At 69.1% G+C, this 21,464-nt stretch carries 20 protein-coding genes, 1 tRNA gene and 1 pseudogene; 17 read left to right on the plus strand and 5 right to left on the minus strand.

Annotation, left to right across the window (positions count from 1 at the left end; genetic code table 11):
- Positions 1-45: 45 nt before the first annotated feature.
- Positions 46-1,779, plus strand: coding sequence for a CTP synthase (locus ACGFIK_RS13760; RefSeq protein ID WP_327026667.1), 1,734 nt, complete (start codon positions 46-48; stop codon positions 1,777-1,779).
- Positions 1,776-2,381: an NUDIX hydrolase gene (locus ACGFIK_RS13765; RefSeq protein ID WP_327026666.1), complete on the plus strand. Its 606-nt coding sequence runs from the start codon at positions 1,776-1,778 to the stop codon at positions 2,379-2,381. The genes ACGFIK_RS13760 and ACGFIK_RS13765 overlap by 4 nt, the downstream gene beginning before the upstream one ends.
- 64 nt (positions 2,382-2,445) lie before the next feature.
- Here ACGFIK_RS13765 and ACGFIK_RS13770 read toward each other — a convergent pair whose 3' ends face one another.
- The gene (locus tag ACGFIK_RS13770; RefSeq protein WP_393339823.1) at positions 2,446-2,730 is read right to left on the minus strand and encodes a TM2 domain-containing protein; all 285 of its coding nucleotides are present in this window, start codon (positions 2,728-2,730) and stop codon (positions 2,446-2,448) included.
- A 260-nt stretch (positions 2,731-2,990) separates the two neighbouring features.
- On the opposite strand from ACGFIK_RS13770, the gene ald reads away from it, so the two are divergent.
- The 9 genes and pseudogenes from ald (at position 2,991) to ACGFIK_RS13815 (ending at position 11,320) form a co-directional block, all read left to right on the plus strand.
- A complete protein-coding gene (gene ald, locus ACGFIK_RS13775) occupies positions 2,991-4,106 on the plus strand; it encodes an alanine dehydrogenase (protein WP_327026664.1) in 1,116 nt (371 codons plus the stop codon).
- Positions 4,106-5,110 (plus strand): site-specific tyrosine recombinase XerD, encoded by a 1,005-nt coding sequence (locus ACGFIK_RS13780; RefSeq protein WP_327027161.1) that lies wholly within the window; start codon positions 4,106-4,108, stop codon positions 5,108-5,110. The genes ald and ACGFIK_RS13780 overlap by 1 nt, the downstream gene beginning before the upstream one ends.
- Before the next feature lie 180 nt (positions 5,111-5,290).
- Positions 5,291-6,214 (plus strand): ParA family protein, encoded by a 924-nt coding sequence (locus ACGFIK_RS13785; protein WP_013732865.1) that lies wholly within the window; start codon positions 5,291-5,293, stop codon positions 6,212-6,214.
- 42 nt (positions 6,215-6,256) lie between these two features.
- A pseudogene (locus tag ACGFIK_RS13790) lies at positions 6,257-7,192 on the plus strand (segregation and condensation protein A); the annotation flags it as partial.
- Positions 7,193-7,209: 17 nt separating this feature from the next.
- Positions 7,210-8,058: an SMC-Scp complex subunit ScpB gene (gene scpB / locus ACGFIK_RS13795; RefSeq protein ID WP_393339505.1), complete on the plus strand. Its 849-nt coding sequence runs from the start codon at positions 7,210-7,212 to the stop codon at positions 8,056-8,058.
- Entirely contained in the window at positions 8,045-8,815 is a 771-nt protein-coding gene (locus ACGFIK_RS13800) for a pseudouridine synthase (protein WP_327026662.1), read from the plus strand. Before scpB ends, ACGFIK_RS13800 begins: the two co-directional genes overlap by 14 nt.
- Before the next feature lie 149 nt (positions 8,816-8,964).
- Entirely contained in the window at positions 8,965-9,645 is a 681-nt protein-coding gene (gene cmk / locus ACGFIK_RS13805) for a (d)CMP kinase (protein WP_327026661.1), read from the plus strand.
- The gene (gene der / locus ACGFIK_RS13810) at positions 9,642-11,045 is read left to right on the plus strand and encodes a ribosome biogenesis GTPase Der (protein ID WP_327026660.1); all 1,404 of its coding nucleotides are present in this window, start codon (positions 9,642-9,644) and stop codon (positions 11,043-11,045) included. The genes cmk and der overlap by 4 nt, the downstream gene beginning before the upstream one ends.
- A 201-nt stretch (positions 11,046-11,246) precedes the next feature.
- Positions 11,247-11,320, plus strand: a tRNA-Pro gene (locus tag ACGFIK_RS13815).
- Positions 11,321-11,432: 112 nt separating this feature from the next.
- Here ACGFIK_RS13815 and ACGFIK_RS13820 read toward each other — a convergent pair.
- Both ACGFIK_RS13820 and ACGFIK_RS13825 read right to left on the minus strand, forming a co-directional pair.
- Positions 11,433-12,143 carry a site-specific integrase gene (locus ACGFIK_RS13820; protein WP_327026659.1) on the minus strand — a complete coding sequence of 237 codons (711 nt, stop codon included), beginning with the start codon at positions 12,141-12,143 and terminating at the stop codon, positions 11,433-11,435.
- Positions 12,064-13,137 carry an SNF2-related protein gene (locus ACGFIK_RS13825; RefSeq protein ID WP_327026658.1) on the minus strand — a complete coding sequence of 358 codons (1,074 nt, stop codon included), beginning with the start codon at positions 13,135-13,137 and terminating at the stop codon, positions 12,064-12,066. Before ACGFIK_RS13825 ends, ACGFIK_RS13820 begins: the two co-directional genes overlap by 80 nt.
- 245 nt (positions 13,138-13,382) lie before the next feature.
- Between ACGFIK_RS13825 and ACGFIK_RS13830 the strand changes: the two genes are divergently transcribed.
- Positions 13,383-13,613 carry a hypothetical protein gene (locus ACGFIK_RS13830; RefSeq protein WP_327026657.1) on the plus strand — a complete coding sequence of 77 codons (231 nt, stop codon included), beginning with the start codon at positions 13,383-13,385 and terminating at the stop codon, positions 13,611-13,613.
- A gap of 337 nt (positions 13,614-13,950) precedes the next feature.
- Positions 13,951-14,580, plus strand: coding sequence for a DUF1707 domain-containing protein (locus ACGFIK_RS13835; protein WP_327026656.1), 630 nt, complete (start codon positions 13,951-13,953; stop codon positions 14,578-14,580).
- Between the two features lie 145 nt (positions 14,581-14,725).
- Here ACGFIK_RS13835 and ACGFIK_RS13840 read toward each other — a convergent pair whose 3' ends face one another.
- Both ACGFIK_RS13840 and ACGFIK_RS13845 read right to left on the minus strand, forming a co-directional pair.
- The gene (locus ACGFIK_RS13840; RefSeq protein ID WP_327026655.1) at positions 14,726-15,361 is read right to left on the minus strand and encodes a methyltransferase; all 636 of its coding nucleotides are present in this window, start codon (positions 15,359-15,361) and stop codon (positions 14,726-14,728) included.
- A gap of 1,415 nt (positions 15,362-16,776) precedes the next feature.
- Positions 16,777-17,331 (minus strand): transposase, encoded by a 555-nt coding sequence (locus tag ACGFIK_RS13845; RefSeq protein WP_393339512.1) that lies wholly within the window; start codon positions 17,329-17,331, stop codon positions 16,777-16,779.
- Between the two features lie 643 nt (positions 17,332-17,974).
- On the opposite strand from ACGFIK_RS13845, the gene ACGFIK_RS13850 reads away from it, so the two are divergent.
- From ACGFIK_RS13850 to ACGFIK_RS13865, 4 genes are all read left to right on the plus strand, one after another.
- Positions 17,975-18,829, plus strand: coding sequence for a 3-hydroxyacyl-CoA dehydrogenase family protein (locus tag ACGFIK_RS13850; protein WP_327026654.1), 855 nt, complete (start codon positions 17,975-17,977; stop codon positions 18,827-18,829).
- A gap of 109 nt (positions 18,830-18,938) precedes the next feature.
- Positions 18,939-19,964, plus strand: a complete 1,026-nt coding sequence (locus ACGFIK_RS13855) for an HAD-IIIC family phosphatase (protein WP_357532042.1) — start codon at positions 18,939-18,941, stop codon at positions 19,962-19,964.
- Between the two features lie 16 nt (positions 19,965-19,980).
- Positions 19,981-20,253 (plus strand): phosphopantetheine-binding protein, encoded by a 273-nt coding sequence (locus ACGFIK_RS13860; protein WP_327026652.1) that lies wholly within the window; start codon positions 19,981-19,983, stop codon positions 20,251-20,253.
- Entirely contained in the window at positions 20,246-21,385 is a 1,140-nt protein-coding gene (locus ACGFIK_RS13865; protein WP_327026651.1) for an acyl-CoA dehydrogenase family protein, read from the plus strand. The genes ACGFIK_RS13860 and ACGFIK_RS13865 overlap by 8 nt, the downstream gene beginning before the upstream one ends.
- The last annotated feature ends 79 nt before the right edge of the window (positions 21,386-21,464 follow it).

The raw sequence follows: 21,464 nt of genomic DNA on the forward strand, positions 1-21,464 counted from the left end.
GCTCGGCGGTCTGCACGACCGCGACGGACGACACGGGAGCAGGCCTTGGCCCCTTCAGCACGGACGACCAGGCACATTTTCGTCACCGGGGGCGTCGCCTCCTCCCTGGGTAAAGGGCTGACCGCCTCCAGCCTCGGCAACCTGCTCACCGCGCGGGGACTCCGCGTGGTGATGCAGAAGCTCGACCCCTACCTCAATGTCGACCCCGGCACCATGAACCCGTTCCAGCACGGTGAGGTCTTCGTCACCGAGGACGGCGCCGAGACCGACCTGGACGTCGGCCACTACGAGCGGTTCCTGGACCGGGCACTGTCCGGCAAGGCGAACGTCACCACCGGCCAGATCTACTCCGACGTGATCGCCAAGGAGCGGCGCGGCGAGTACCTGGGCGACACCGTCCAGGTGATCCCGCACATCACCAACGAGATCAAGTCCCGGATCCTGGCCATGGGTGACCCGGACGACGACGGCCGGGTCCCGGACGTGGTGATCACCGAGGTGGGTGGCACGGTCGGCGACATCGAGTCGCTGCCGTTCCTGGAGGCGATCCGTCAGGTCCGCCACGACCTGGGCCGGGACAACTGCTTCTACCTGCACGTCTCCCTGGTGCCCTACCTGGCGCCCTCCGGGGAGCTGAAGACCAAGCCGACCCAGCACTCCGTGGCGCAGCTGCGCAACATCGGCATCCAGCCGGACGCCATCGTGTGCCGCTCCGACCGGGAGATCCCGGACAAGCTCAAGCACAAGCTGTCGCTGTACTGCGACGTCGACGCCGAGGCGGTCATCGCCGCCCCGGACGCCCCCAGCATCTACGACATCCCCAAGGTGCTGCACCGCGAAGGGCTGGACGCGTACGTGGTGCGCCGGCTCGGGCTCTCCTTCCGGGACGTGGACTGGGACGGCTGGGACGACCTGCTGGAGCGGGTGCATCAGCCGCAGCGCACCATCACGGTCGCCCTGGTCGGCAAGTACGTCGACCTGCCGGACGCGTACCTGTCGGTCAGCGAGGCGATCCGGGCGGCCGGGTTCGGTCACCGGGCCCGGGTGCAGCTGCGCTGGGTGCCCAGCGACGACTGCGTCACCCCCGCCGGCGCGGCAGCGGCCCTGGCCGGGGTGGACGGCATCGTCATCCCGGGTGGGTTCGGGGTACGCGGCATCGAAGGCAAGATCGGCACCGCCCGGTACGCCCGGGAGAACGGCATTCCACTGCTCGGGCTCTGCCTCGGCCTGCAGTGCATGACCATCGAGGTGGCCCGGCACCTGGCCGGACTGGAGGGCGCCAACTCGGTGGAGTTCGAGGCCGACGCCGTGCACCCGGTCATCGCCACCATGGCCGACCAGGAGGACATCGTCGCCGGCAAGGGCGACCTGGGCGGCACCATGCGGCTGGGGGCGTACCCGGCGAAGCTGGCCGAGGGGTCGATCGTGGCCGAGGCGTACGGCAGCACCGAGATCAGCGAACGGCACCGGCACCGCTACGAGGTGAACAACGCCTACCGGGACCAGTTGACCAAGGCGGGGCTGCACATCTCCGGCACCTCGCCGGACGGGCGGCTGGTCGAGTTCGTCGAACTGGACCGTGAGCTGCACCCGTTCTTCGTGGCCACCCAGGCGCACCCGGAGCTGAAGAGCCGCCCGACCCGGCCCCATCCGCTGTTCGCCGCCTTCGTGCAGGCCGCGGTGGCGTACTCCCAGGCCGATCAGCTTCCGGTCGACCTGGAGGGGGCCCGGCGGGCCACCCGCAACGACACCGCCGCATCGGCGGCCTCGGCCTCGTGAGCGGGGTCGAGCACCACTACGAGGTGCGCTCGCGTGAGGTGCGCTACTCGGGTCGCATCTTCGAGGTGGTCTCCGAGCAGGTGACCATGCCCGGCGGCGACATCGTCACCCGCGACCTGGTCCGGCACGTCGGAGCGGTGGCCGTGGTGGCGGTGGACGACGCCGGTCAGGTGGTGTTGATCCGGCAGTACCGCCAACCGGTAGGGCGTCGGCTGTGGGAGCTGCCGGCCGGACTGACCGATGTGGCCGGCGAGGATCCGGCGCTCACCGCGGCCCGGGAGTTGGCCGAGGAGGTCGACCTGGTCGCCGGTCGCTTCGATGTGCTGGTCGACCTGCACAGCTCGCCCGGGTTCACCAACGAACTGGTCCGGGTCTACCTGGCCCGCGACCTCACCGAGGTGCCGGTGGAGCAGCGCCACGACCGGCATGAGGAGGAGGCCGACCTGCAGATCGTGCGGATCGACCTGGACGAGGCGGTCGGCATGGTGCTGGCCGGGGAGATCACCAACGCCTCCTGCGTGGCCGGGCTGCTGGCCGCCGCCCGGGCCCGCGACGGCGGCTGGTCGGGGCTGCGCCGGGCGGACGCCCCGTTGCCGCGCTGAGCCGCACCACGCGAGACGCAGGGGCCGGGCGAGGATTCGCCCGGCCCCTGCGTGATGTCACGGGTCAGTCGCGCAGCGGGCGTCCCTGCCCGTCGACGCCACCGTTGACCAGGATCAGGATGCCGTCGATGAGGCCCCAAAGGCTGCCGATGCCGCAGGTCACGATGGTGACGATCAGCTGGATGACACCCGTCTTGGTGTCGCCCATGTAGAAGCGGCCGACGCCGAAGCCACCGAGCAGAATCTGCAGGATGCCGGCGACGAGCTTGCTCTTGTCAGAAACGCCCTGGGGATATCCGGGCGGAGGGGGATAGGTCATGAGGCGACACAATAGTGATCCCTTCGCCAGCCTGCGTACCGGACTGCCCGAAGTGCGAGATCACAGCAGAATCCTGTCCTGACGGCTGAGGGGCCACTCCACCGAGGGGCGTCCTCCGACACCTGACACTTCGTCAACGTCCACGACCACCAGGTGTCACAGTGCAGGCCCCGGTGCCTTTCCGACCCGCTTAAACTGCGCCGACGGGATCGGTCGACCGTGGCGGCAAAGGCGCCACCACACACCGCACAGGCGGAGGCGACGGTCCGGCGGAGAAAGGTGACTGCATCGTGAAGGTCGGTATTCCCCGCGAGGTCAAGAACCACGAGTACCGCGTCGCGATCACACCTGCGGGAGTCAACGAGTTCACCCGCAGCGGCCACCAGGTCTTCATCGAGGCCGGCGCCGGACTCGGGTCGAGCATCACCGACGAGGAGTTCACCGCCGCCGGCGCGAAGATCCTGGACACCGCCGACGAGGTGTGGGCCGCCGCGGAACTGGTGCTCAAGGTCAAGGAGCCGGTCGCCGAGGAGTACCACCGGATGCGCGAGGGGCAGGTGCTCTTCACCTACCTGCACCTGGCCGCCTCCGCCGACTGCACCCGGGCCCTGCTCGACCGCAAGGTCACCGGCATCGCGTACGAGACCGTGGAGCTGCCGGACCGGTCGCTGCCGCTGCTGGCCCCGATGTCCGAGGTGGCCGGTCGACTCGCCCCGCAGGTCGGCGCCTTCTACCTGATGCGTACCGGGGGTGGCCGGGGGGTGCTGCCCGGCGGGGTCTCCGGCGTCTACGCGGCCAAGACCGTCGTCATCGGCGCCGGGGTCTCCGGCATGAACGCCGCCGCCATCGCGCTCGGCCTGCAGTCCGAGGTGCTGCTGCTGGACAAGAACGTCGGCCGGCTGCGGCAGGCCGACGCCATCTACCGGGGCCACCTGCAGACCGTGGCGTCGAACGCGTACGAGATCGAGCGGGCCGTGCTGGACGCGGACCTGGTCATCGGCGCGGTCCTGGTGCCCGGCGCCAAGGCCCCCAAGCTGATCTCCAACGAACTGGTCTCCCGGATGAAGCCCGGCAGCGTGCTCGTCGACATCGCGATCGACCAGGGCGGCTGCTTCGAGGACTCCCGGCCCACCACGCACGCCGACCCGGTCTACAAGGTGCACAACTCGATCTTCTACTGCGTGGCGAACATGCCCGGCGCAGTACCGAACACCAGCACGTACGCACTGACCAACGTCACCCTGCCGTACGCGCTGGAGCTGGCCAACCACGGCTGGCGTGAGGCGTCCCGCCGCGATCCGGCGCTGGCGCTGGGCCTGAACACCCACGACGGACAGGTCGTGTACGGCCCGGTCGCGGAGGCACACGACCTGCCGACCACCCCGCTGGCCGAGGTGCTGGCCTGATCGGCCGCACCCCGACCGCCGCAGCGGACGGAGCCGGCACGGGCCACCAGCCCGCGCCGGCTCTGCGCCGCGCTCTACGCGGCTACCTGGACCACCTCACGGTCGAACGTGGCCTGGCCGCGAACACCCTGGTGTCCTACCGCCGTGACCTGGACCGCTACCTGAACAGCCTGGCCGCCGCCGGAGTCACCGACCTGGCCGCCGTACCCACCGGCGAGATCGAACGCCACCTGGCCCGGCTGCGCACCGGCGAGGACGGGCGCCCGCCCCTGGCCGCCTCCTCCGCAGCCCGGGCCGCCAGCGCCGTGCGGGGCCTGCACCGCTTCGCCCTGCGCGAGGGCCTGACCACCGCCGACCCCAGCCGCGACGTCCGGCCACCCACCCCGCCCCGCCGGCTGCCCCGCGCCCTGTCGCTGGAGGAGGTGCTCCGGCTGCTGGAGGCCGCCGGGCCGGTCGAGGCCGCCGGGGAGGCCGCGCCGCTCGCGCTGCGCGACCGGGCACTGCTGGAGTTCCTGTACGGCACCGGGGCCCGCATCTCCGAGACGGTGGGTCTGGCCGTGGACGATGTGGACCTCACCGAGGCGGTGGTGCTGCTGCGCGGCAAGGGCGGCCGTGACCGCCTGGTGCCGGTCGGCGGGTACGCCCAACGGGCCCTGGGCGCCTACCTGGTCCGCGCCCGACCCGGACTGGCCGCCGCCGGCCGGGGCACCCCGACGGTCTTCCTCAACGCCCGGGGTGGGCCGTTGACCCGGCAGGGGGCCTGGACCATCCTGCGCCGGGCCGCCCAACGGGCCGGCCTGCCGGTCGAGGGACCGCAGGCGGTCTCCCCGCACACCCTGCGTCACTCCTACGCCACCCACCTGCTCGACGGCGGCGCGGACGTGCGGGTGGTGCAGGAGTTGCTGGGGCACGCCTCGGTCACCACCACCCAGGTCTACACTCTGGTCACCGTCGACCGACTGCGTGAGGTCTACGCCACCGCCCACCCCCGCGCCCGCAATTGAGCGCTGCTGGCCGGTGCCGTCGGCCGACACGCCGAGCGGGTGCCGAACGCCCTGCTGGCCGGTGGCGTACAGTCGGCAGCGCGGGCCCTGGCGGCGAGATGACCGGGGTACGCAGCGGCGCCGCGAAGGACGTCGGGCGGCTCCGACGCCGGATGGTCGTCGGGAGGGGGCAACGAGGACATGGCTGGCAACGGTGACCGTGCCGAGACCTGGACGTCGGAGCTCCGCGAACAGCAGAATGCCCTCGGTGCTGACCTGGGCCCGGCCGACCCGGCCGCCTACACGATGCGTAAGCCCATCCCCGAGCCGATGCCGACCGACCGGCACGGCCCGGCCCGGATCATCGCGATGGCCAACCAGAAGGGCGGGGTGGGCAAGACCACCACGACCATCAACCTGGGCGCCGCCCTGGCCGAGTACGGCCGCAAGGTGCTGCTGGTCGACTTCGACCCGCAGGGCGCCCTCTCGGTCGGCCTGGGGGTCAACCCACACAACCTGGACCTGTCGGTCTACAACCTGCTGATGCAGGACGACGTCACCGCCGAGGACGTCCTGATCAAGACCGACGTGGCCGGTCTGCACCTGCTGCCCGCCAACATCGACCTCTCCGCCGCCGAGATCCAGCTGGTCAACGAGGTAGCCCGGGAGATGGCCCTGGCCCGGGTGCTCAGGAGCGTCCGCAAGGAGTACGACTACATCCTGATCGACTGCCAGCCCTCCCTGGGCCTGCTGGCGATCAACGCGCTGACGGTGGCGCACGGGGTGCTCATCCCCCTGGAGTGCGAGTTCTTCAGCCTGCGCGGGGTGGCCCTGCTGCTGGACACCATCGACAAGGTCCGCGAGCGGCTCAACTTCGACCTGGAACTCGAAGGCATCCTCGCCACCATGTACGACAGCCGCACCACCCACTGCCGGCAGGTGCTGCAACGGGTGGTGGAGGCCTTCGGCGACAAGGTCTACCAGACGGTGATCACCAAGACGGTGAAGTTCCCCGAGTCCACCGTCGCCGGGGCCCCGATCACCACCCTCGACCCGGCCTCCTCCGGGGCCCGCAACTACCGCCAGCTCGCCCGCGAGGTGATCGCCGCGCAGGCGGAGCGGTAGGCTCCGCGTACCCGTGGCCAGGCCGTGGACTACGGTCGTCGCGTGACCGCGCCGCCCCTCGACCCCGCCACCGCGGACGATCCGACCCGGGTGGCCGAGCCGGACGCGGCCGATTCTGAGGCCGCCGACCCGGTTGGTGCGGACGCCGCTGTCGACGACCCGGCCGATTCCGGCAGGTTCACCGTGCGGCTGGCCAACTTCACCGGCCCGTTCGACCTGCTGCTGCAACTGATCGGCAAACACAAGCTGGATGTGACCGAGGTCGCCCTGCACCAGGTCACGGACGAGTTCATCGCCTACATCAGGGCCATGGGCGACGACTGGGACCTCGACGAGGCCAGCGAGTTCCTGCTCATCGCCGCCACCCTGCTGGACCTGAAGGCCGCCCGGCTGCTGCCGGCCGCCGAGGTGGAGAACGAGGAGGACCTGGCCCTGCTGGAGGCCCGGGACCTGCTCTTCGCCCGGCTGTTGCAGTACAAGGCGTACAAGGAGGCGGCCGCGCACATCGCCGCCCTGGAGGAGGTCGGGGGACGCCGCTACCCCCGCGCGGTCACCCTGGAACCCCGCTACGCCGAGGCCCTGCCGGACCTGGTGCTCAACATCGGGGTCCAGCGGCTGCGCGACCTGGCCGTACGGGCGATGACCCCGAAGCCGGTGCCGGAGGTCTCCATCGCCCATGTGCACATGGTCCGGGTCAGTGTCCGGGAACACGCCGCGATCATCGCCGAACGGCTGCGCCGGGCCGGTACGGCCACCTTCACCCTGCTCTGCGCCGACTGCGAGGCCACCCTGGAGGTGGTGGCCCGCTTCCTGGCCCTGCTGGAGCTGTACCGGCAGGGGGTGGTGGCCTTCGTGCAGGAACAGGCGTTGGAGGAGTTGACCGTACGCTGGACCGGCCCCGCCGACGGCGGACCGGCCCTGGCCATCGACGAGTACGCCGGGGCCCCGGCCGAACCGGACCCGGACGGGACGGCGACGAGCGAGGAGCAGGCCGAATGACCCACGAGGAACGTGGCGATTCGCTGGCTGACCAGGCCGCGGCCTGGATCCCACCCTGGCAGCGCCCCGCCCCACCCGCCGAGGCCGCCGCCCCCGACCGTGACCCGGAGGACGCGGGTGTCGTAGGTGCTGCGGCGGCGGGTTCCTCGGGGCAGATGACGGAAGCGGCCGACGAGGCCGGGGCGGCTGCCGACGGGGCGACCGCCGAGCAGACACCGAGCGGGACGGCCGGTGCCGCGGTGGAGCGTCGGCAGCGGTCGGGGCGGGGGCGGCCGGCACCGGAACCGGCGCCGGTGCTCGAGGACACCGAACTGCGCGGCGCCCTGGAGGCGATCCTGCTGGTGGTGGACGAACCGGTGAGCGAGCTGACCCTGGCCCAGGTGCTGGAGCAGCCGCCGGAGCGGATCGGCCCGATGCTCGACCAGATCGCTGCCGGCTACACCGCCGCCGGTCACGGCTTCGACCTGCGCCGGGCCGCTGGCGGGTGGCGGTTGTACACCCGGCCGGAGTACGCCACCTACGTGGAACGGTTCGTCCTCGACGGGCAGTCCGTGCGCATCACCCAGGCCGCCCTGGAGACCCTGGCGGTGGTGGCCTACAAGCAGCCGGTCACCCGCTCCCGCATCTCGGCCATCCGCGGTGTCAACTGCGACGGGGTGATCCGTACCCTGGTCTCCAGAGGGCTGATCGAAGAGTGCGGCACCGAATCCGACAGCGGGGCGTTCCTGTACCGGACGACCACGATGTTCCTGGAGAAACTCGGCCTCAACAGCCTCGACGACCTGCCACCGCTGGCCCCGTTCCTCCCCGACGACGTAGAAGAGCTTGCCGATGCATCGCGATAACCGCACCCCCTCACCCGACGCGCCCGTCTACACCGGCCCGGAACGCCTCCAGAAGGTGCTCGCCGCCGCCGGTGTCGGCTCCCGGCGGGCCTGCGAGGACCTGATCTTCCGTCGGCGGGTGACGGTCAACGGGCGGGTGGCGCAGCTCGGCGACAAGGTCGACCCCGCCACCGCGGTCATCCATGTCGACGGCGAACGGCTCCAGGCCGACACCCGACTGGTGTACCTGGCCATGAACAAGCCGCGCGGAGTGGTCTCCACCATGGCCGACGAGAAGGGCCGCACCGCCCTGGCCGACTTCCTCGGCAACCGGGTAGAGCAGCGGGTCTACCACGTCGGGCGGCTCGACGCGGACAGCGAGGGCCTGCTGCTGCTCACCAACGACGGCACCCTCGCGCACCGGCTGATGCACCCCTCCTACGGGGTGCAGAAGACCTACCTGTGCGAGGTTTCCGGGCCCATCCCGCGCAACCTCGGCAAGCGGCTGGCCGCCGGCATCGAACTGGAAGACGGGCCGGTCACCGTGGACGGCTTCCGGGTGGTGGACTCGCTGGGGCGTACCGCCCAGGTGGAGCTGAGCCTGCACGAAGGGCGCAAACACATCGTACGGCGGCTGCTCGCCGAGGTGGGGCACCCGGTGAGCCGGCTGGTGCGTACCGCCATCGGGCCGATCCGGCTCGGCGACCTGCGCAGCGGGCGGACCCGACGCCTGACCAACGCGGAGGTCGCCGCCCTGTTCAAGGCCGTGGGTGACTGACCGCGCGGTCGCGGGTACCGCGGGGGGTAGGCTCGCGGACGGCCCGGCGGGCCGTGGGGTTCGGCGCCGGGCATCATTGGACATAGCTGGCAACCGCTCGCGTCCGCCGCTGACGGCGGATCGTGAGGTACGGGCTGAGGAGGACAACGGTGGGAGAAAACATACCGGTCGGACGCTGCGTCGTCGCTGTGGACGGGCCGTCCGGTTCGGGTAAGTCCACCGTCTCACGACGGCTCGCGACCAGCCTGGCCGCCCGCTACCTGGACACCGGCGCGATGTACCGGGCCGTCACCTGGGCGGTGCTGCGCTCCGGCGTCGACCTCAACGACGCCCACGCCGTGGCCAAGGTCGCCGGCGAGGTCGACCTGCGCATCGGCACCGACCCGGCCGGCTACACCGTGACCGCCGACGGGGTGAACGTCGAGGCCGAGATCCGGGGCGCCGACGTGACCGCGGCCGTCTCCGCGGTGGCCGCCGTACCGGCGGTGCGGGCCCTGCTGGTCGCCCGGCAGCGCGACATGATCGCCAAGGCCGGCCGGATGGTGGTCGAGGGCCGCGACATCGGTTCCGTGGTGGCCCCGGACGCCGACCTGAAGGTCTACCTCACCGCCTCCGCTGCGGCCCGGGCCGCCCGGCGCAGCGCCGAGAACGCCGCCGACGTCGCCGCCACCGCCGCCGACCTGGCCCGCCGCGACCAGTTGGACTCGACCCGCAAGGCCGACCCGCTCGCCCAGGCCCCCGACGCCGTGGTGCTGGACAGCACCGAACTGGGCATCGACGAGGTCGTGGCCCGACTGCGTGAGCTGCTAGCCGAGCGGGGCGTGGCATGAGCAACGACGACGGCTGGGTGGAGCTGCGGGAACCGGACCTCGACATCGAGGAGCCGACCGGCCCGCAGCCGGTGGTGGCCGTGGTCGGCCGCCCGAACGTCGGCAAGTCCACACTGGTCAACCGGATCATCGGCCGCCGCCAGGCGGTCGTCGAGGACGTCCCCGGGGTGACCCGCGACCGGATCCCCTACGACGCACAGTGGTCCGGCCGGACCTTCACCGTGGTCGACACCGGCGGCTGGGAACCGGACGCCAAGGACCGGGCCGCGGCCATCGCCGCGCAGGCCGAGACGGCCGTGGCCACCGCCGACGTGGTGGTGTTCGTGGTCGACGCCACGGTGGGCTCCACGGACGTCGACGAGGCGGCCGTGAGGATGCTGCGGCGCAGCGCCAAACCGGTCATCCTGGTCGCCAACAAGGCCGACAACACCTCCGTGGAGCTGGAGGCCACCTCCCTGTGGTCCCTAGGCCTCGGTGAACCGCACCCCGTCTCGGCCCTGCACGGCCGCGGCTCCGGTGACCTGCTCGACGCCATCATGGCCGCGCTGCCCGAGGCACCCAAGATCGTGGAGAACCGCCCGCGCGGTCCCCGCCGGGTGGCCCTGGTCGGTAGGCCCAACGTCGGCAAGTCCAGCCTGCTGAACCGCTTCTCCGGCGAGGAACGCGCCGTGGTCGACTCCGTCGCCGGCACCACTGTCGACCCGGTGGACAGCCTGGTCACCATCGGCGGCGAGACCTGGCACCTGGTGGACACCGCCGGGCTGCGCAAGCGGGTCGGCAAGGCCAGCGGCACGGAGTACTACGCCAGCCTGCGTACCGCCTCGGCCATCGAGGCGTCCGAAGTGGCGGTGGTGCTGCTCGACTCCAGCGAGCCGATCAGCGAACAGGACCAGCGGATCCTGTCCATGGTCACCGAGGCCGGTAGGGCGCTGGTCATCGCCTTCAACAAGTGGGACCTGGTCGACGCCGACCGCCGGTACTACCTGGACAAGGAGATCGAGCGGGAACTGCGCCGCATCCCGTGGGCGATCCGGTTGAACCTGTCGGCGATGACCGGTCGGGCCGTGGACAAGCTGGCCGCTGCCCTGCACCGGGCGCTGGACAGCTGGGAGACCCGCATCCCCACCGCCCAGCTCAACGCCTGGCTCACCGCCCTGGTCCAGGCCACCCCGCACCCCGTACGCGGGGGACGGGCACCGAGGATCCTGTTCGCCACCCAGGCGGGCGTGGCCCCACCCCGGTTCGTGCTGTTCACCACCGGCCCCCTGGACGCCGGCTACCAACGCTTCGTCGAGCGCAAGCTCCGCGAGGAGTTCGGCTTCGAGGGCAGCCCCATCGAGATCTCGGTACGCCCCCGCAAGAAGCTCGGCCCCGGCGGCCGGGGCAAGGCACACGGCTGATCGCTGTTCTACCCGGGCCCGGGTGTCGAGGCTGCTTGCCTCCGCACCCGGGCCCTTTGCTGCCCACCCATCTTCCTAGGATGCTTTAGGGGTGGTGGGCTGTTCGTCGAGGCGGCGGTATGGGGGTGGGGGCTGTGCGACGGATGGGGGAGGCTGCGCTAAGCTGTACCGGCTGCCGCGGGCAAGGTCCGGCGGTGGCAACGGGACGTGGCGCAGCTTGGTAGCGCACTTGACTGGGGGTCAAGGGGTCGTCGGTTCGAATCCGGCCGTCCCGACAGAGTTTCAGCAGGTCAGAGCCTTGATTCACTCTGGTGGGTCAGGGCTTTTTGCTGTCTCGTCTCACAATTCATCACGTACGCGCGTACTGCTGAAATCCGGGTGTGAGAGCTACCCGAACAGCCCGGATTCGAGGTGCTCGGCGGCCACCTTCAGGTGGCTGCTGTCGGGGTGGACGTAGACCCGCTTGGCGAGGGTGCCGCCGTCCGCGTGGCCGGCCCAGGCCGCGAGAACGACGTCGGGTACTCCGGCGGCGGCGAGGTAGGTCAGGCAGGCGTGTCGGGCGTCGTACGGTCGGACCTTGCGGACCCCGACCTTGGCCATCAGGCCGTACACCCGGCGGCGGAGCCAGTCGGTGCGCTGCCCCTCGCCGATCTCGTTGACCAGGACGTAGCCGCTGCCGATGTAGGCGTCGCCTGCCTTCAGGCGTTCCTTCTTCTGCTGGGTCTGGAACGCCTTCAGCGCCTTCGCCACGGTTGCCGGCATCGGTAGGCCGCGTTGGCCAGCCGCGGACTTGGCCTTCTTCTCCTCGACCTCGCCGTCGACGAGCGTTCGTGTGTTGTCCCCGGCGGCGATGGTGCCTGCGTCGAAGTCGACATCGGACCAGCGCAGCCCGCACACTTCGGCCGGTCGGAGGCCCATCAGTGACAGCAGGCAGACGGCGTACAGGCGTTCGCCGGTGATGCCGGTGATGCCGGTGATGCCGGTGAGGAATGTCTTCACCTCGTCCTGGGTCCAGGGCTTACGCTTCGCCCGTTCCTCGATAGCGGCCTTCGCTGCTGCTCGGGGGATGGTGACGTACGCGGCGACGTTGCGCACCACGAGCTGACGACGGACCGCCACGTTCAGCGCGGTCCGGAGTCGGCCCAGCGTCAGGCGCACCGAGCGGACGCCAAGTCCCGATCCGGGCTTGCCGCCACGCCGCCGGCCCTCTGTCAGCATCCAGTCGATAAAGGCTTCGATGTCTGCCTCGTTGACGTCCTGGAGCGGCTTCCCGCCGAGTCGAGCCCGGACCGGTAGGAGCGCGTCCCGGTAGTTCGAAGCCGTGGCCTTCTCCACGTCGCGGGTGGCGGACAGCAACCGCCTCATCCACGATCAGGATGTCGAACGCATACCGTCGAGCGGTCTTCGTGCTCGCCGCCTGCGCATAGATGTCACGCAGCATCCGCTGGGCGCGCACCTGCGGCAACCACGCCATGCTCACAATCACCCGCGGGTACAGCTGGAACGGGTTCGCGTGTAGGCCGTACCGGCGCCGTACCTCGCGCATCATCTCGCTGTTGATGATCGTGAAGTCGAGGCCGAACTTGTCCCGCATCTCATCCTGCCACTTCAGTGCCAGGCTCGGCGGGCACACCACGATCGCGGTCCGCGCCCGGTGCCGCAGCAGCAGCTCCTGCACCACCAAGCCGGCCTCGATGGTCTTGCCCAAGCCGACGTCGTCAGCGAGCAGCAGGTTCGTCCGGGGCGAGGACAGTGCCCGTCGCAGCGGCTCCAGCTGGTACGCCTCCACCGCGACCCCGCTGTGGAACGGCGCCTGCACGCTCCGGTCATCCGCCGAGGTCACCGCACCCCAACGCATCGCGTCAACGAACCCGGCAAGGGTGTTCGGATCGTCGAAGGCGTCCGGGTTGACCTGCGTCGGCAGACCCTGAGCGGGCGTGACGGTGTGACCGACCTCCAACTCCCAGACGACCGTCAACTCCTCACCCAGCCGGTCCTCGTCGAGCGCCTGCAGGGTCACGGCGTGGTTCAGCGAGGCAACCGCCTCGTCCGCAGGGCTGCGCGGCAGTCCCTGCTGCTTGACCTGAGCCACCGCCCACGTCGAACCGCGTACCTCGACAACTTGACCCGGCTCAGGAACGAGTGTGCCCGACGGCGATCACCGACGCCGGCCTGGTGCTGTGGATGGCTCTCCCGACTCGCTGTGGCCGGGTGGGCGCGCAGCACCTCCTGCGCGCGTTGGGCTGGCCCCCGTACTCCGCCTCGACATTGAGCCGCGCCACGGCATGCTCGTCATCTGCTCGGCCAACGACGGCCGCTACCAGGTGGGCAGCCGAGGTGACCTGGCCATTCTCGGCGAATGCCCGGCAGATGTGCCGCATCGGGCCCGGAAAACCCGTGATGTTCGCCGCTATCGTCACGCACGATCTGCTCGTCGTGCATCTCGTCAGCACGTCGTACGCCTGCTCGCCGACCTGCATACTCACCTGGCGGGAGCCGGCAATGAACGCTGACCACGTCGCTGCCGCTCGCCAGCCAGGTTTCTGGCTCACCTGGGCGTCACGGTGACCGATCTACAGGCTCACCCCGCTATCCCTGCCGTTCTGCCGACGGTCGCCGAGTACCTGCCCCGAGTTGTCGCCGCTGCCGGGCCCGGAGCACGCCGCACCCAGCAGCCCGACCCTACCCCGATCGCCGCCTAACATCAAACCGGATCCAGCGATGGTCGTCTTCTACACCACCAGCGCGGACGTGACCGATCGGCCCTTGACCCTTGGCCTTGGTGTCTCTGGCGCCGACAGCGTCTGTACCAGGTGAGCGACCTCCACACAGCACCGTTGTTGCCGGCTCGGCCGGTCGTGAACCACTCGACGAGCGGTGGGTGTGGGCCGGTAGGCTCGACAAGGTGGAGATCGAGCCTCGCCCTGAGCAGCTGTCACGGAAACCGAGTGAGCTGGAGCAGGAGGCCGCCGCGACGGCGCTGCAGGAGGCGGTCGGCGAGGGCCGGCTGACCCTGGAGGAGTTCAGCGATCGGGTCGGGGCGGTGTGGGCGGCCGAGCGCATCGAAGATCTGGAGCGGGCGATGGCCGGGGTGGTGGTGGAGCCGCCTCCGGTCGGTAGTACGCAGACCGTGTCGACCGTGGTCGCGATCCTTGGCGACCAGCGGCGGGTGGGGCGGTGGCGGTTGCCTGCCCGGCTGCGGACGTTCAGCGTGCTCGGCGATGTCCATCTTGACCTGCGTACGAGTGTCTGCGCCGAGGCCGTCGTGGAGATCGAGGCGTGGAGCCTCCTGGGTGACATCAAGATAACGGTGCCCGACGGGGTGGATGTCGAGCTTGCCGGGTTCGGGTTGCTCAGCGACCGTGAACTTCAGCTGGCCCCGATCCCCCCGGTGCCGGGAACACCGCGGATCCGGATCCGGGCGCACACCCTGCTGGGCGATGTACGAATCCGATCGACGGGCTCCGGCAAGGACGTAGCGGGCTGGCGCCGCTGGTTACTGGGCCAGCAGTCGTCACCGGGCGCCGGCCAGTAACCGCCGCCGCCACCGACGGTAGAGAGGCGCTGACCAGGCCGTCGGGGACCGGTGTACCTGGCCGCCAGCCCGCCCCACCCGCCCGAACCGCTCCGCCAGCATCTACCGCGGACGGGCTCCGGTTGCGGGCTCTTCCTCCTCGTACTCAGAGCAGCTTGAACTCGTAGATCGAGGATTCGACGTGGATCATTCCTCGCTCGTCTGCGGCTGCGGCGATGGCAGGGGTCCACCCGATCAGCGTCCCCGGGATCTCGATCCGGTTCGAGTGGTGTTTGCGCGCGGAGAAGCCCATCCGCACCGCGAGGGCCACGATGGAGTACGGATCACCCATCGTGTCGCTGGTGTTCATGAAGACGTGCCCGCCGGCTGCGAGGTGCGGTTTCACCTCCTGGAAGAAGCGCTGGTGGAGGGTGTAGCCCGGGTCGAACACCGAATGCTCGATCGGCCGGTCGTAGACGCGGTCCTCCCTCGCCCTGACGAGGGGCGGGTTGGACACGATCAAGTCGAAGACGTCCTCGGGGCCGAGTTCGTGGAACAAGTCGCTGGTCAGCGCCTCGACCTTGTGTCCGACGTCGTGCGCCTTGGCGTTGAGTTCGGTGTTGGCGACCGCGGCCGGGTTGATGTCGGTCGCGACGACGCGTTCGCAGCCGCCCATGGCGGCGACCACGCTCGTCACGCCCGCTCCGCACCCGATCTCGAGGAACCGGGTGCCGGGACCAAGGGGCAGCGCGGAGGTGAACACCTCGGTCGCCGGATCGGGAGGCCACACCTCGGGCAGCACGGACCAGGTCGATCCCATGAGCTGTTTGGTGCCGCCGACCTTGATGAGCGAGTCGGCCTGGGCGACCAGCCAATCGCCGACGTCGTCAGCGAACGTTCGGTCCATGATTCTTCCTCGGGGCTCGGTCTGTCATTGACGCCGGCGGCACGTGACGCCAGTTGCCCGGTCGGGTTCAAGTACCTGCCGAGCCCTGCGCCGGCTGGGGGAACGGTAACCGCCCCCCGGTGTTGTTGCCAAGCAGTCAGCGGTGCCGCCGGACCGGCGAAGGCGGAACGGGTGACCGACGGCCGGCGGCCTGCCAAGCGGTGAGCGGCGCTACAGATCTTGAATATCCAGGTTCGTCCGATGTGGTCTGGGTGATGGCCTTGGGTGGGGGTAGCTCGATGGGGTGAGGTGTCCCGATGGTGGTGGGTTGTCCGCGTGGGCGGGCGAAGCGTGGGTCGGTGCGACATCAGGCTGCCGGGTGGTTCGCCGAGGATGTGTCGGTGCCGGAGGTCGCAGACCGCGGTGTACGGGTGGCGGGCTGGTGGTGAGCAGGCCCTGGCCTCGAAGGGGCCGGGTGGGTCTCGGTGCCGGCTGGATGAGGGTCGGCTGCGGCGGCTGGCCGATGCTCTGGAGCAGGGCCGGCGGCGGATGGCTTCGGTAGTGATCAGTGGTCAGCTGGCGGCGGGAGACGTGGCCGGTGGGAAAACGGTAGCGGCGCAGCGGCAGGCGCGGCTGGCCTTCGGGGACGAGGCCGGCCAGACGCTGCCCGCCGAAGGCACGCACCTGGGACGGCGCGGGCATACCCCGGTGGATCCGGTGTCGGGCAGAGGATCCGGTCGCGTCTCGATCGCCGGGCTGACCCGTTACCGGCCTGGGCAGCGGTCCCGGTTGATCTACCGGACGATCGTGCACCGCGGTCGCCGGAACGAGTGCCGTAGCTTCAGCGAAACGCGACTACATCGCCCTGCTGGATACCGCCCCACCAGCAGCTCAACGGCCCGATCGTGTGCGTCTGGGACAACCTGAACGCCCGCGTCTGCGCCGCCCTGCGGCAGAACCGACTCAAGAGCATCCAATACCGCCACGACCTATTCGACGCCTTCCTCGCGCACACCGGACTGACTCTCGAACCCGACACAACCTGACCATTCGAGATCTGTATGGGTGATCAAGTTGGTTCGGGGTGACGCGGATTCGATACCGGCTTCGCGTGTTGCGCTCGCTCGGAGAATAATTGCGCGTGGAACGCGTCGAGTCCGATGATGCCAATTTCCTGCTTGCCCAGGAGGTCTCGGCTGTCCCCGGGATCGGCCCGCCGAGCAGCGGTGATCGGTGCGCTTTACTCTGACCGTCTGGATTTACAACTCCTAACTCTTTGAGCGGTGGAGTCGGCGCCAGCAGATGATGGCGCAGGCGAGGGTGAGAAAGGCTTAGTGGATGTCGTCGCGGATCTCCCAGCGGATGCGCAGACGGCGGAACCGGTGCAGTAGAGCGATGGTCTGCTCGACGACCCACCTTCGGGCACCGAGTCCGGAGCCGTGTCCTGTTCCGCGTCGGGCTACGACCGGGGTGATGCCCTTGGCGCGAATTTGGCGGCGGTAGCAGTCGTAGCCGTAGCCCCGGTCGGCGTGGATCCGATGTGGTGGTTGCCGGGGTCGGCCGCAGGTCCCTCTGATCGGTGGGATCTTGTCGACCAGGGCATGAGCTGGGTGACGTCGTGGCGGTTGCCGCCGGTCCGGGCCGTGGCGAGGGGGGCTGCCCGCGTCGGTGATGACGTGGTGTTTCGAGCCGGGCTTGCGGCGGTGAACCGGGCTCGGACTGGACTGGGCCGCCCCTTGAGTGCCCGGGCGTGGGAGCCGTCGTTCACCGCCCGAGACACGTCCGGGGTAGCGGTACCGGCGAGGCGGACGGGGTGGCCGCAGCGGTTCGACCTCGGCCCACGACTCGTCGGAGACGATCCACGGCGGCTGCTCACCCCTCCTCACGTGCAGACAGGGCGATCCTCACGTCCGCTCGGTCCCGCCCGACCTCACCGAGTTGGGAGCGGTTTGGACAGTGCGGCATGGTTGCGGCGCCGCGTCATGGTCGGTGCCGTGCGGGGGCGCCGAGGTGGCCGGCCGGCAGGCTTGCGGTCCGTCCGCTGTGTACCGAAAGAATTCGTTGCACCGCTGGAACTCGGCGGATCATCTACGTATATCGACTCCTGCCCGGTTTTGACCGGTAATGCAGTTGGTCCGCAGGCTTTGGCGATGATATGTCCGGGCCGGTCGGGTGTGAATTGTTACCGGCATGATCACTAGGTGGGGTAGACGATGTCGCCCGACCTCGGTCCGCAATTGAGCGACTACCATCCGTAGTAGCGATGCGCCTTTACGGCCCCCCGGGCCCTGTGTATTATCCGTCGCACGAAGTTCTGAACCTGACACAACTAGCAGCGGTGGGTGAGCGAGAGCCGGTTGCCGGGTTCCACTTATTTATGAAGTGGGACCGAACAGCGGGTTAATCGTGTAAGAGGCGCCGGGTCGGTATTAGGCCCAACGTCGTTGCGTAGTGTGCGAAGACGAATGTTGGGAAGACGTCGGTGTGTATACGCGTGCATTTTGCCCCATTACCCGGGGCGGCTAGAGAATGGCGACAGTAGGGGTCGTCGGCGCGGGTGTGATGGGCAAGGATGTGGCCATCACGTGCGCGGCCAACGGTTACGACGTGATCTTGTCCGATCATGATCCCGACGTGCTGGCCGCCGCGCCCCGCGATCTCCGTAAGCTCGTCCGGAAGTTCCGGATGATGTCCCCGGCCGCAGCCGGGTGGAAGACCGACGAGATCCTCGGCCGCATCCGCTGCGGCGCCGACCTCGGCGAACTCGCCGGGGTCGACTGGATCGTCGAGAACATCGTCGAGGACCTGGCCGCGAAGGAGCAGCTTTACCTCGCTCTCCGTGACATCTGCGGCGAGAGCGTGCGGATCGCGGTCAACACGAGCTGCATCTCCATCACCAAGCTCGCCGCCTGCACCCCACGACCCCCGAACGTCGTCGGCATCCACTTCATGAACCCGGTTCCGCTGCTGGAGTGCGCGGAGGTCGTCCGCGGCTACCACACGTCCGACGACACGATCAAGCAGGCCGAGGAGTTCGTCCGGTCGCTGGGCAAACGGTCCATCGTGGTCAACGACATGCCCGGCTTCGTGTCCAACCGGTTGTCGCACCTGTTCATGAACGAGGCAGCCTTCCTGGTGCACGACGGCGTCGCCGAGCCGGAGCAGGTCGACGCCATCTTCAAACTCGGGTACGGGCACAAGATGGGGCCACTGGAGACCGCCGACCTCATCGGCCTGGACACGGTGGTCAACTCTTTGAACGTGCTCTACGAGGAGTTCCAGGACAGCAAGTTCCGCTGCTGCCCGACGCTGAAGAAGATGGTTGCCGCGGGCCTGCTGGGGCGCAAGAGCGGCCAGGGGTTCTACACCTACGCGGGCCGCTGAGCCCACCCGCGCCACCGAACTTCCGCACACCGCTGAAACACCTCCCTGAGTCACTGATGCAGTCATGCACTGCCTCGCCGAGCAGCGATCCCCTGGAGGACTCCGATCTATGAAGATGGTGAAGTGCGTCGTCTGGGACCTCGACGACACGTTGTGGCACGGCACCCTGTCGGCCGGCGCCGACCTCGTCCTCCGCGACGGCGTGGTCAACGTGATCAAGACCTTGGATGCCCGCGGCGTCCTCCAGTCGGTGGCCAGCAAGAACAACCACGATGACGCGGTGCGCAAGCTCGAAGAGTTCGGCCTCGCCAAGTACTTCCTCTACCCGCAGATCAACTGGAACAGCAAGTCCAGTTCCGTCGCGGCGATCCGGGAGAAGCTGAACATCGGCATCGACACGATCATGTTCGTGGACGACCAGCCGTTCGAGCGCGACGAGGTCGCCTTCGTCCACCCGGACGTCGAGACGGTCGACTCGGCGGAACTGGGCACGATGCTCTCGATGCCGCGCCTGTCGCCCACGGTGGTGACCGAGGACGCCGCCCGACGCCGGCAGATGTACCTGGAGGATCAAGCACGCAGCGAGGCGGAGCTCGCCTACCAGGGCGCCTCGGACGAGTTCCTCAGCGGGCTCGACATGATCTTCACGATCTCCCGGGCGAAGGACGGCGACCTGCTGCGGCTCGCCGAGCTGACCGAGCGCACCAACCAGCTCAACTCCACTGGCATCCAGTACTCGTACCAGCAGCTCGAAGAGCTTATGGACAGTCCCGACCACGACCTCTGGGTGTGTGAGCTGACCGACCGCTACGGCTCGTACGGCAAGATCGGCGTGGCGTTGGTGGAGAAGCAGGACGACCGCTGGACGGTCAACCTCCTGCTGATGTCGTGTCGGACGGTGTCCAAGGGCGTGGGCACGGTCCTGCTGTCCTTCTTGTTGCACCGGGCCGCCGAGAACGGCAAGCGCTTCTTCGCCCGCTTCCGCCGTACCGACCGGAACCGCCAGATGTTGGTGACCTACCAGTTGGCGAACTTCCGTGTGGTGTGGCGCGAGGGCAACGACTACCTGTACGAGAACGATCTAGCAGTCCGCCAGGAATACCCCGGATACATTGAGGTCAAGATCGATGCGTGACGAGATGGTGGCGAACATGGCAGACGTGATGGTGGCGGATGCTGCGACGAAGATCCGGGGATACCTGCGGGAAAACATGACCGCGTTCCAGGACGTCGAGTTGGACGACGAGGAGAACATCTTCGAGCGTGGTTACTTCACGTCGTTGTTCGCCATGCAACTCCTGCACTACGTGGAGTCCACATTCGACATCGAGGTCCCGGACGACTACATCATCCTGCGCAACTTCAGTTCGGTCCGCCGTCTCGCGGACATGGTCGGTGAACTGAAGGCTTCGGCTGGTGAGTGACACGGACCGGTCCGACGTCATCGCGCGAGCGAGATTGTTCGCCGAGACCGAGTTGGCTCCGCGGGCCGCGGAGTTCGACCGTGACGAGTTCCTGCCGCAGGATGTCATCAAGAAGATGGCGGAGCAGGGTTTTCTCGGCGCGTCGATCCCGACGGCGTGGGGTGGACTCGGCCTCGATCCGCTGGAGTACGGCGACGTCACCGAGGCGATCGGCAAGGCCTGCGCGTCCACCCGGGCGTTGCTGACCGTCCACACCTCCATCGTGGCCGGGACGCTGCTGGATCTGGCGTCGAAACGGCTCAAGGGCAAATACCTCGCCGCCCTTGCCCGCGGCGAGAAAATCGGCTGTTTCGCGCTGTCCGAGGAAGGCGCGGGGTCGGACGCGGCCTCGGTCGCCACGTCCTACATCCGGAAAGGCGACTCGTTCGTCCTCAACGGTCGTAAGAAGTGGATTTCCTTCGCCGATATCGCCGACCTGTTCCTGGTGCTGGCTTCCGACAACGGCGTCCCGAGCGCGTTCATAGTGGAGCGCGACATGCCCGGCGTGCGGACCTGGCCCATGTCCGGCTTTCTGGGCAACCGCGCGACCCACATCGCGGAGGTCGAGCTGGACGACGTCGAGGTGCCGGCGGAGAATCTCATCGCGGGTATCGGCGCGGGCTTCGGCTTCGTGGTGAACACGGCCCTGCTGCACGGCCGGTACAGCATCGCGTGGGCCGGCGTCGCGCTGGCGCAGGCGGCGTTGGAGGAGATGTGCTCCTACGCGACGCGACGTGAGCAGTTCGGGGTCAAGATCGGCACGCAGCAGTTGGTGCAGAAGATGGTCGCCGACACGGTCACCAACGTCGCTGCGGCCCGGGAGCTGTGTCGCAGCGCGGGCCGGTCGCTCGCGCAGCGCCACGCCGACGCGACCACGGAGACGATCATCGCGAAGTACTTCTCGTCGACGATCGCCCAACGCGCGACGTCGGACGCGGTCCAGGTGTTGGGCGGGAACGGGTGCTGGTCGGGATACCCGGCGGAACGCCTGTTCCGGGAGGCGAAGATCCTCGAGATCATCGAGGGGACCTCCCAGTTGCAGCAGATTTTGATCGCCGATGTCGGCTACAAGAAGTTCTCCCGGAAGGCCTAGGCGATGAAACCCTGTCCGATCCCGCACGTCGGGAACACCCCGGAGAGCGTCATGGCAAGCACCCCGTGTGACCGGGTGG

Source organism: Micromonospora sp. NPDC048871, assembly GCF_043198155.1.
Lineage (GTDB): Bacteria > Actinomycetota > Actinomycetes > Mycobacteriales > Micromonosporaceae > Micromonospora.

What these genes read in the sequence shown, in the direction of transcription:
- ACGFIK_RS13785 (WP_013732865.1), top strand. Translation starts at nt 5,291, where the DNA reads ATGGCTGGCAACGGTGACCGTGCCGAGACCTGGACGTCGGAGCTCCGC.
- scpB (WP_393339505.1), top strand. Translation starts at nt 7,210, where the DNA reads ATGACCCACGAGGAACGTGGCGATTCGCTGGCTGACCAGGCCGCGGCC.
- ACGFIK_RS13800 (WP_327026662.1), top strand. Translation starts at nt 8,045, where the DNA reads ATGCATCGCGATAACCGCACCCCCTCACCCGACGCGCCCGTCTACACC.
- der (WP_327026660.1), top strand. Translation starts at nt 9,642, where the DNA reads ATGAGCAACGACGACGGCTGGGTGGAGCTGCGGGAACCGGACCTCGAC.
- ACGFIK_RS13850 (WP_327026654.1), top strand. Translation starts at nt 17,975, where the DNA reads ATGGCGACAGTAGGGGTCGTCGGCGCGGGTGTGATGGGCAAGGATGTG.
- ACGFIK_RS13855 (WP_357532042.1), top strand. Translation starts at nt 18,939, where the DNA reads ATGAAGATGGTGAAGTGCGTCGTCTGGGACCTCGACGACACGTTGTGG.
- ACGFIK_RS13860 (WP_327026652.1), top strand. Translation starts at nt 19,981, where the DNA reads ATGGCAGACGTGATGGTGGCGGATGCTGCGACGAAGATCCGGGGATAC.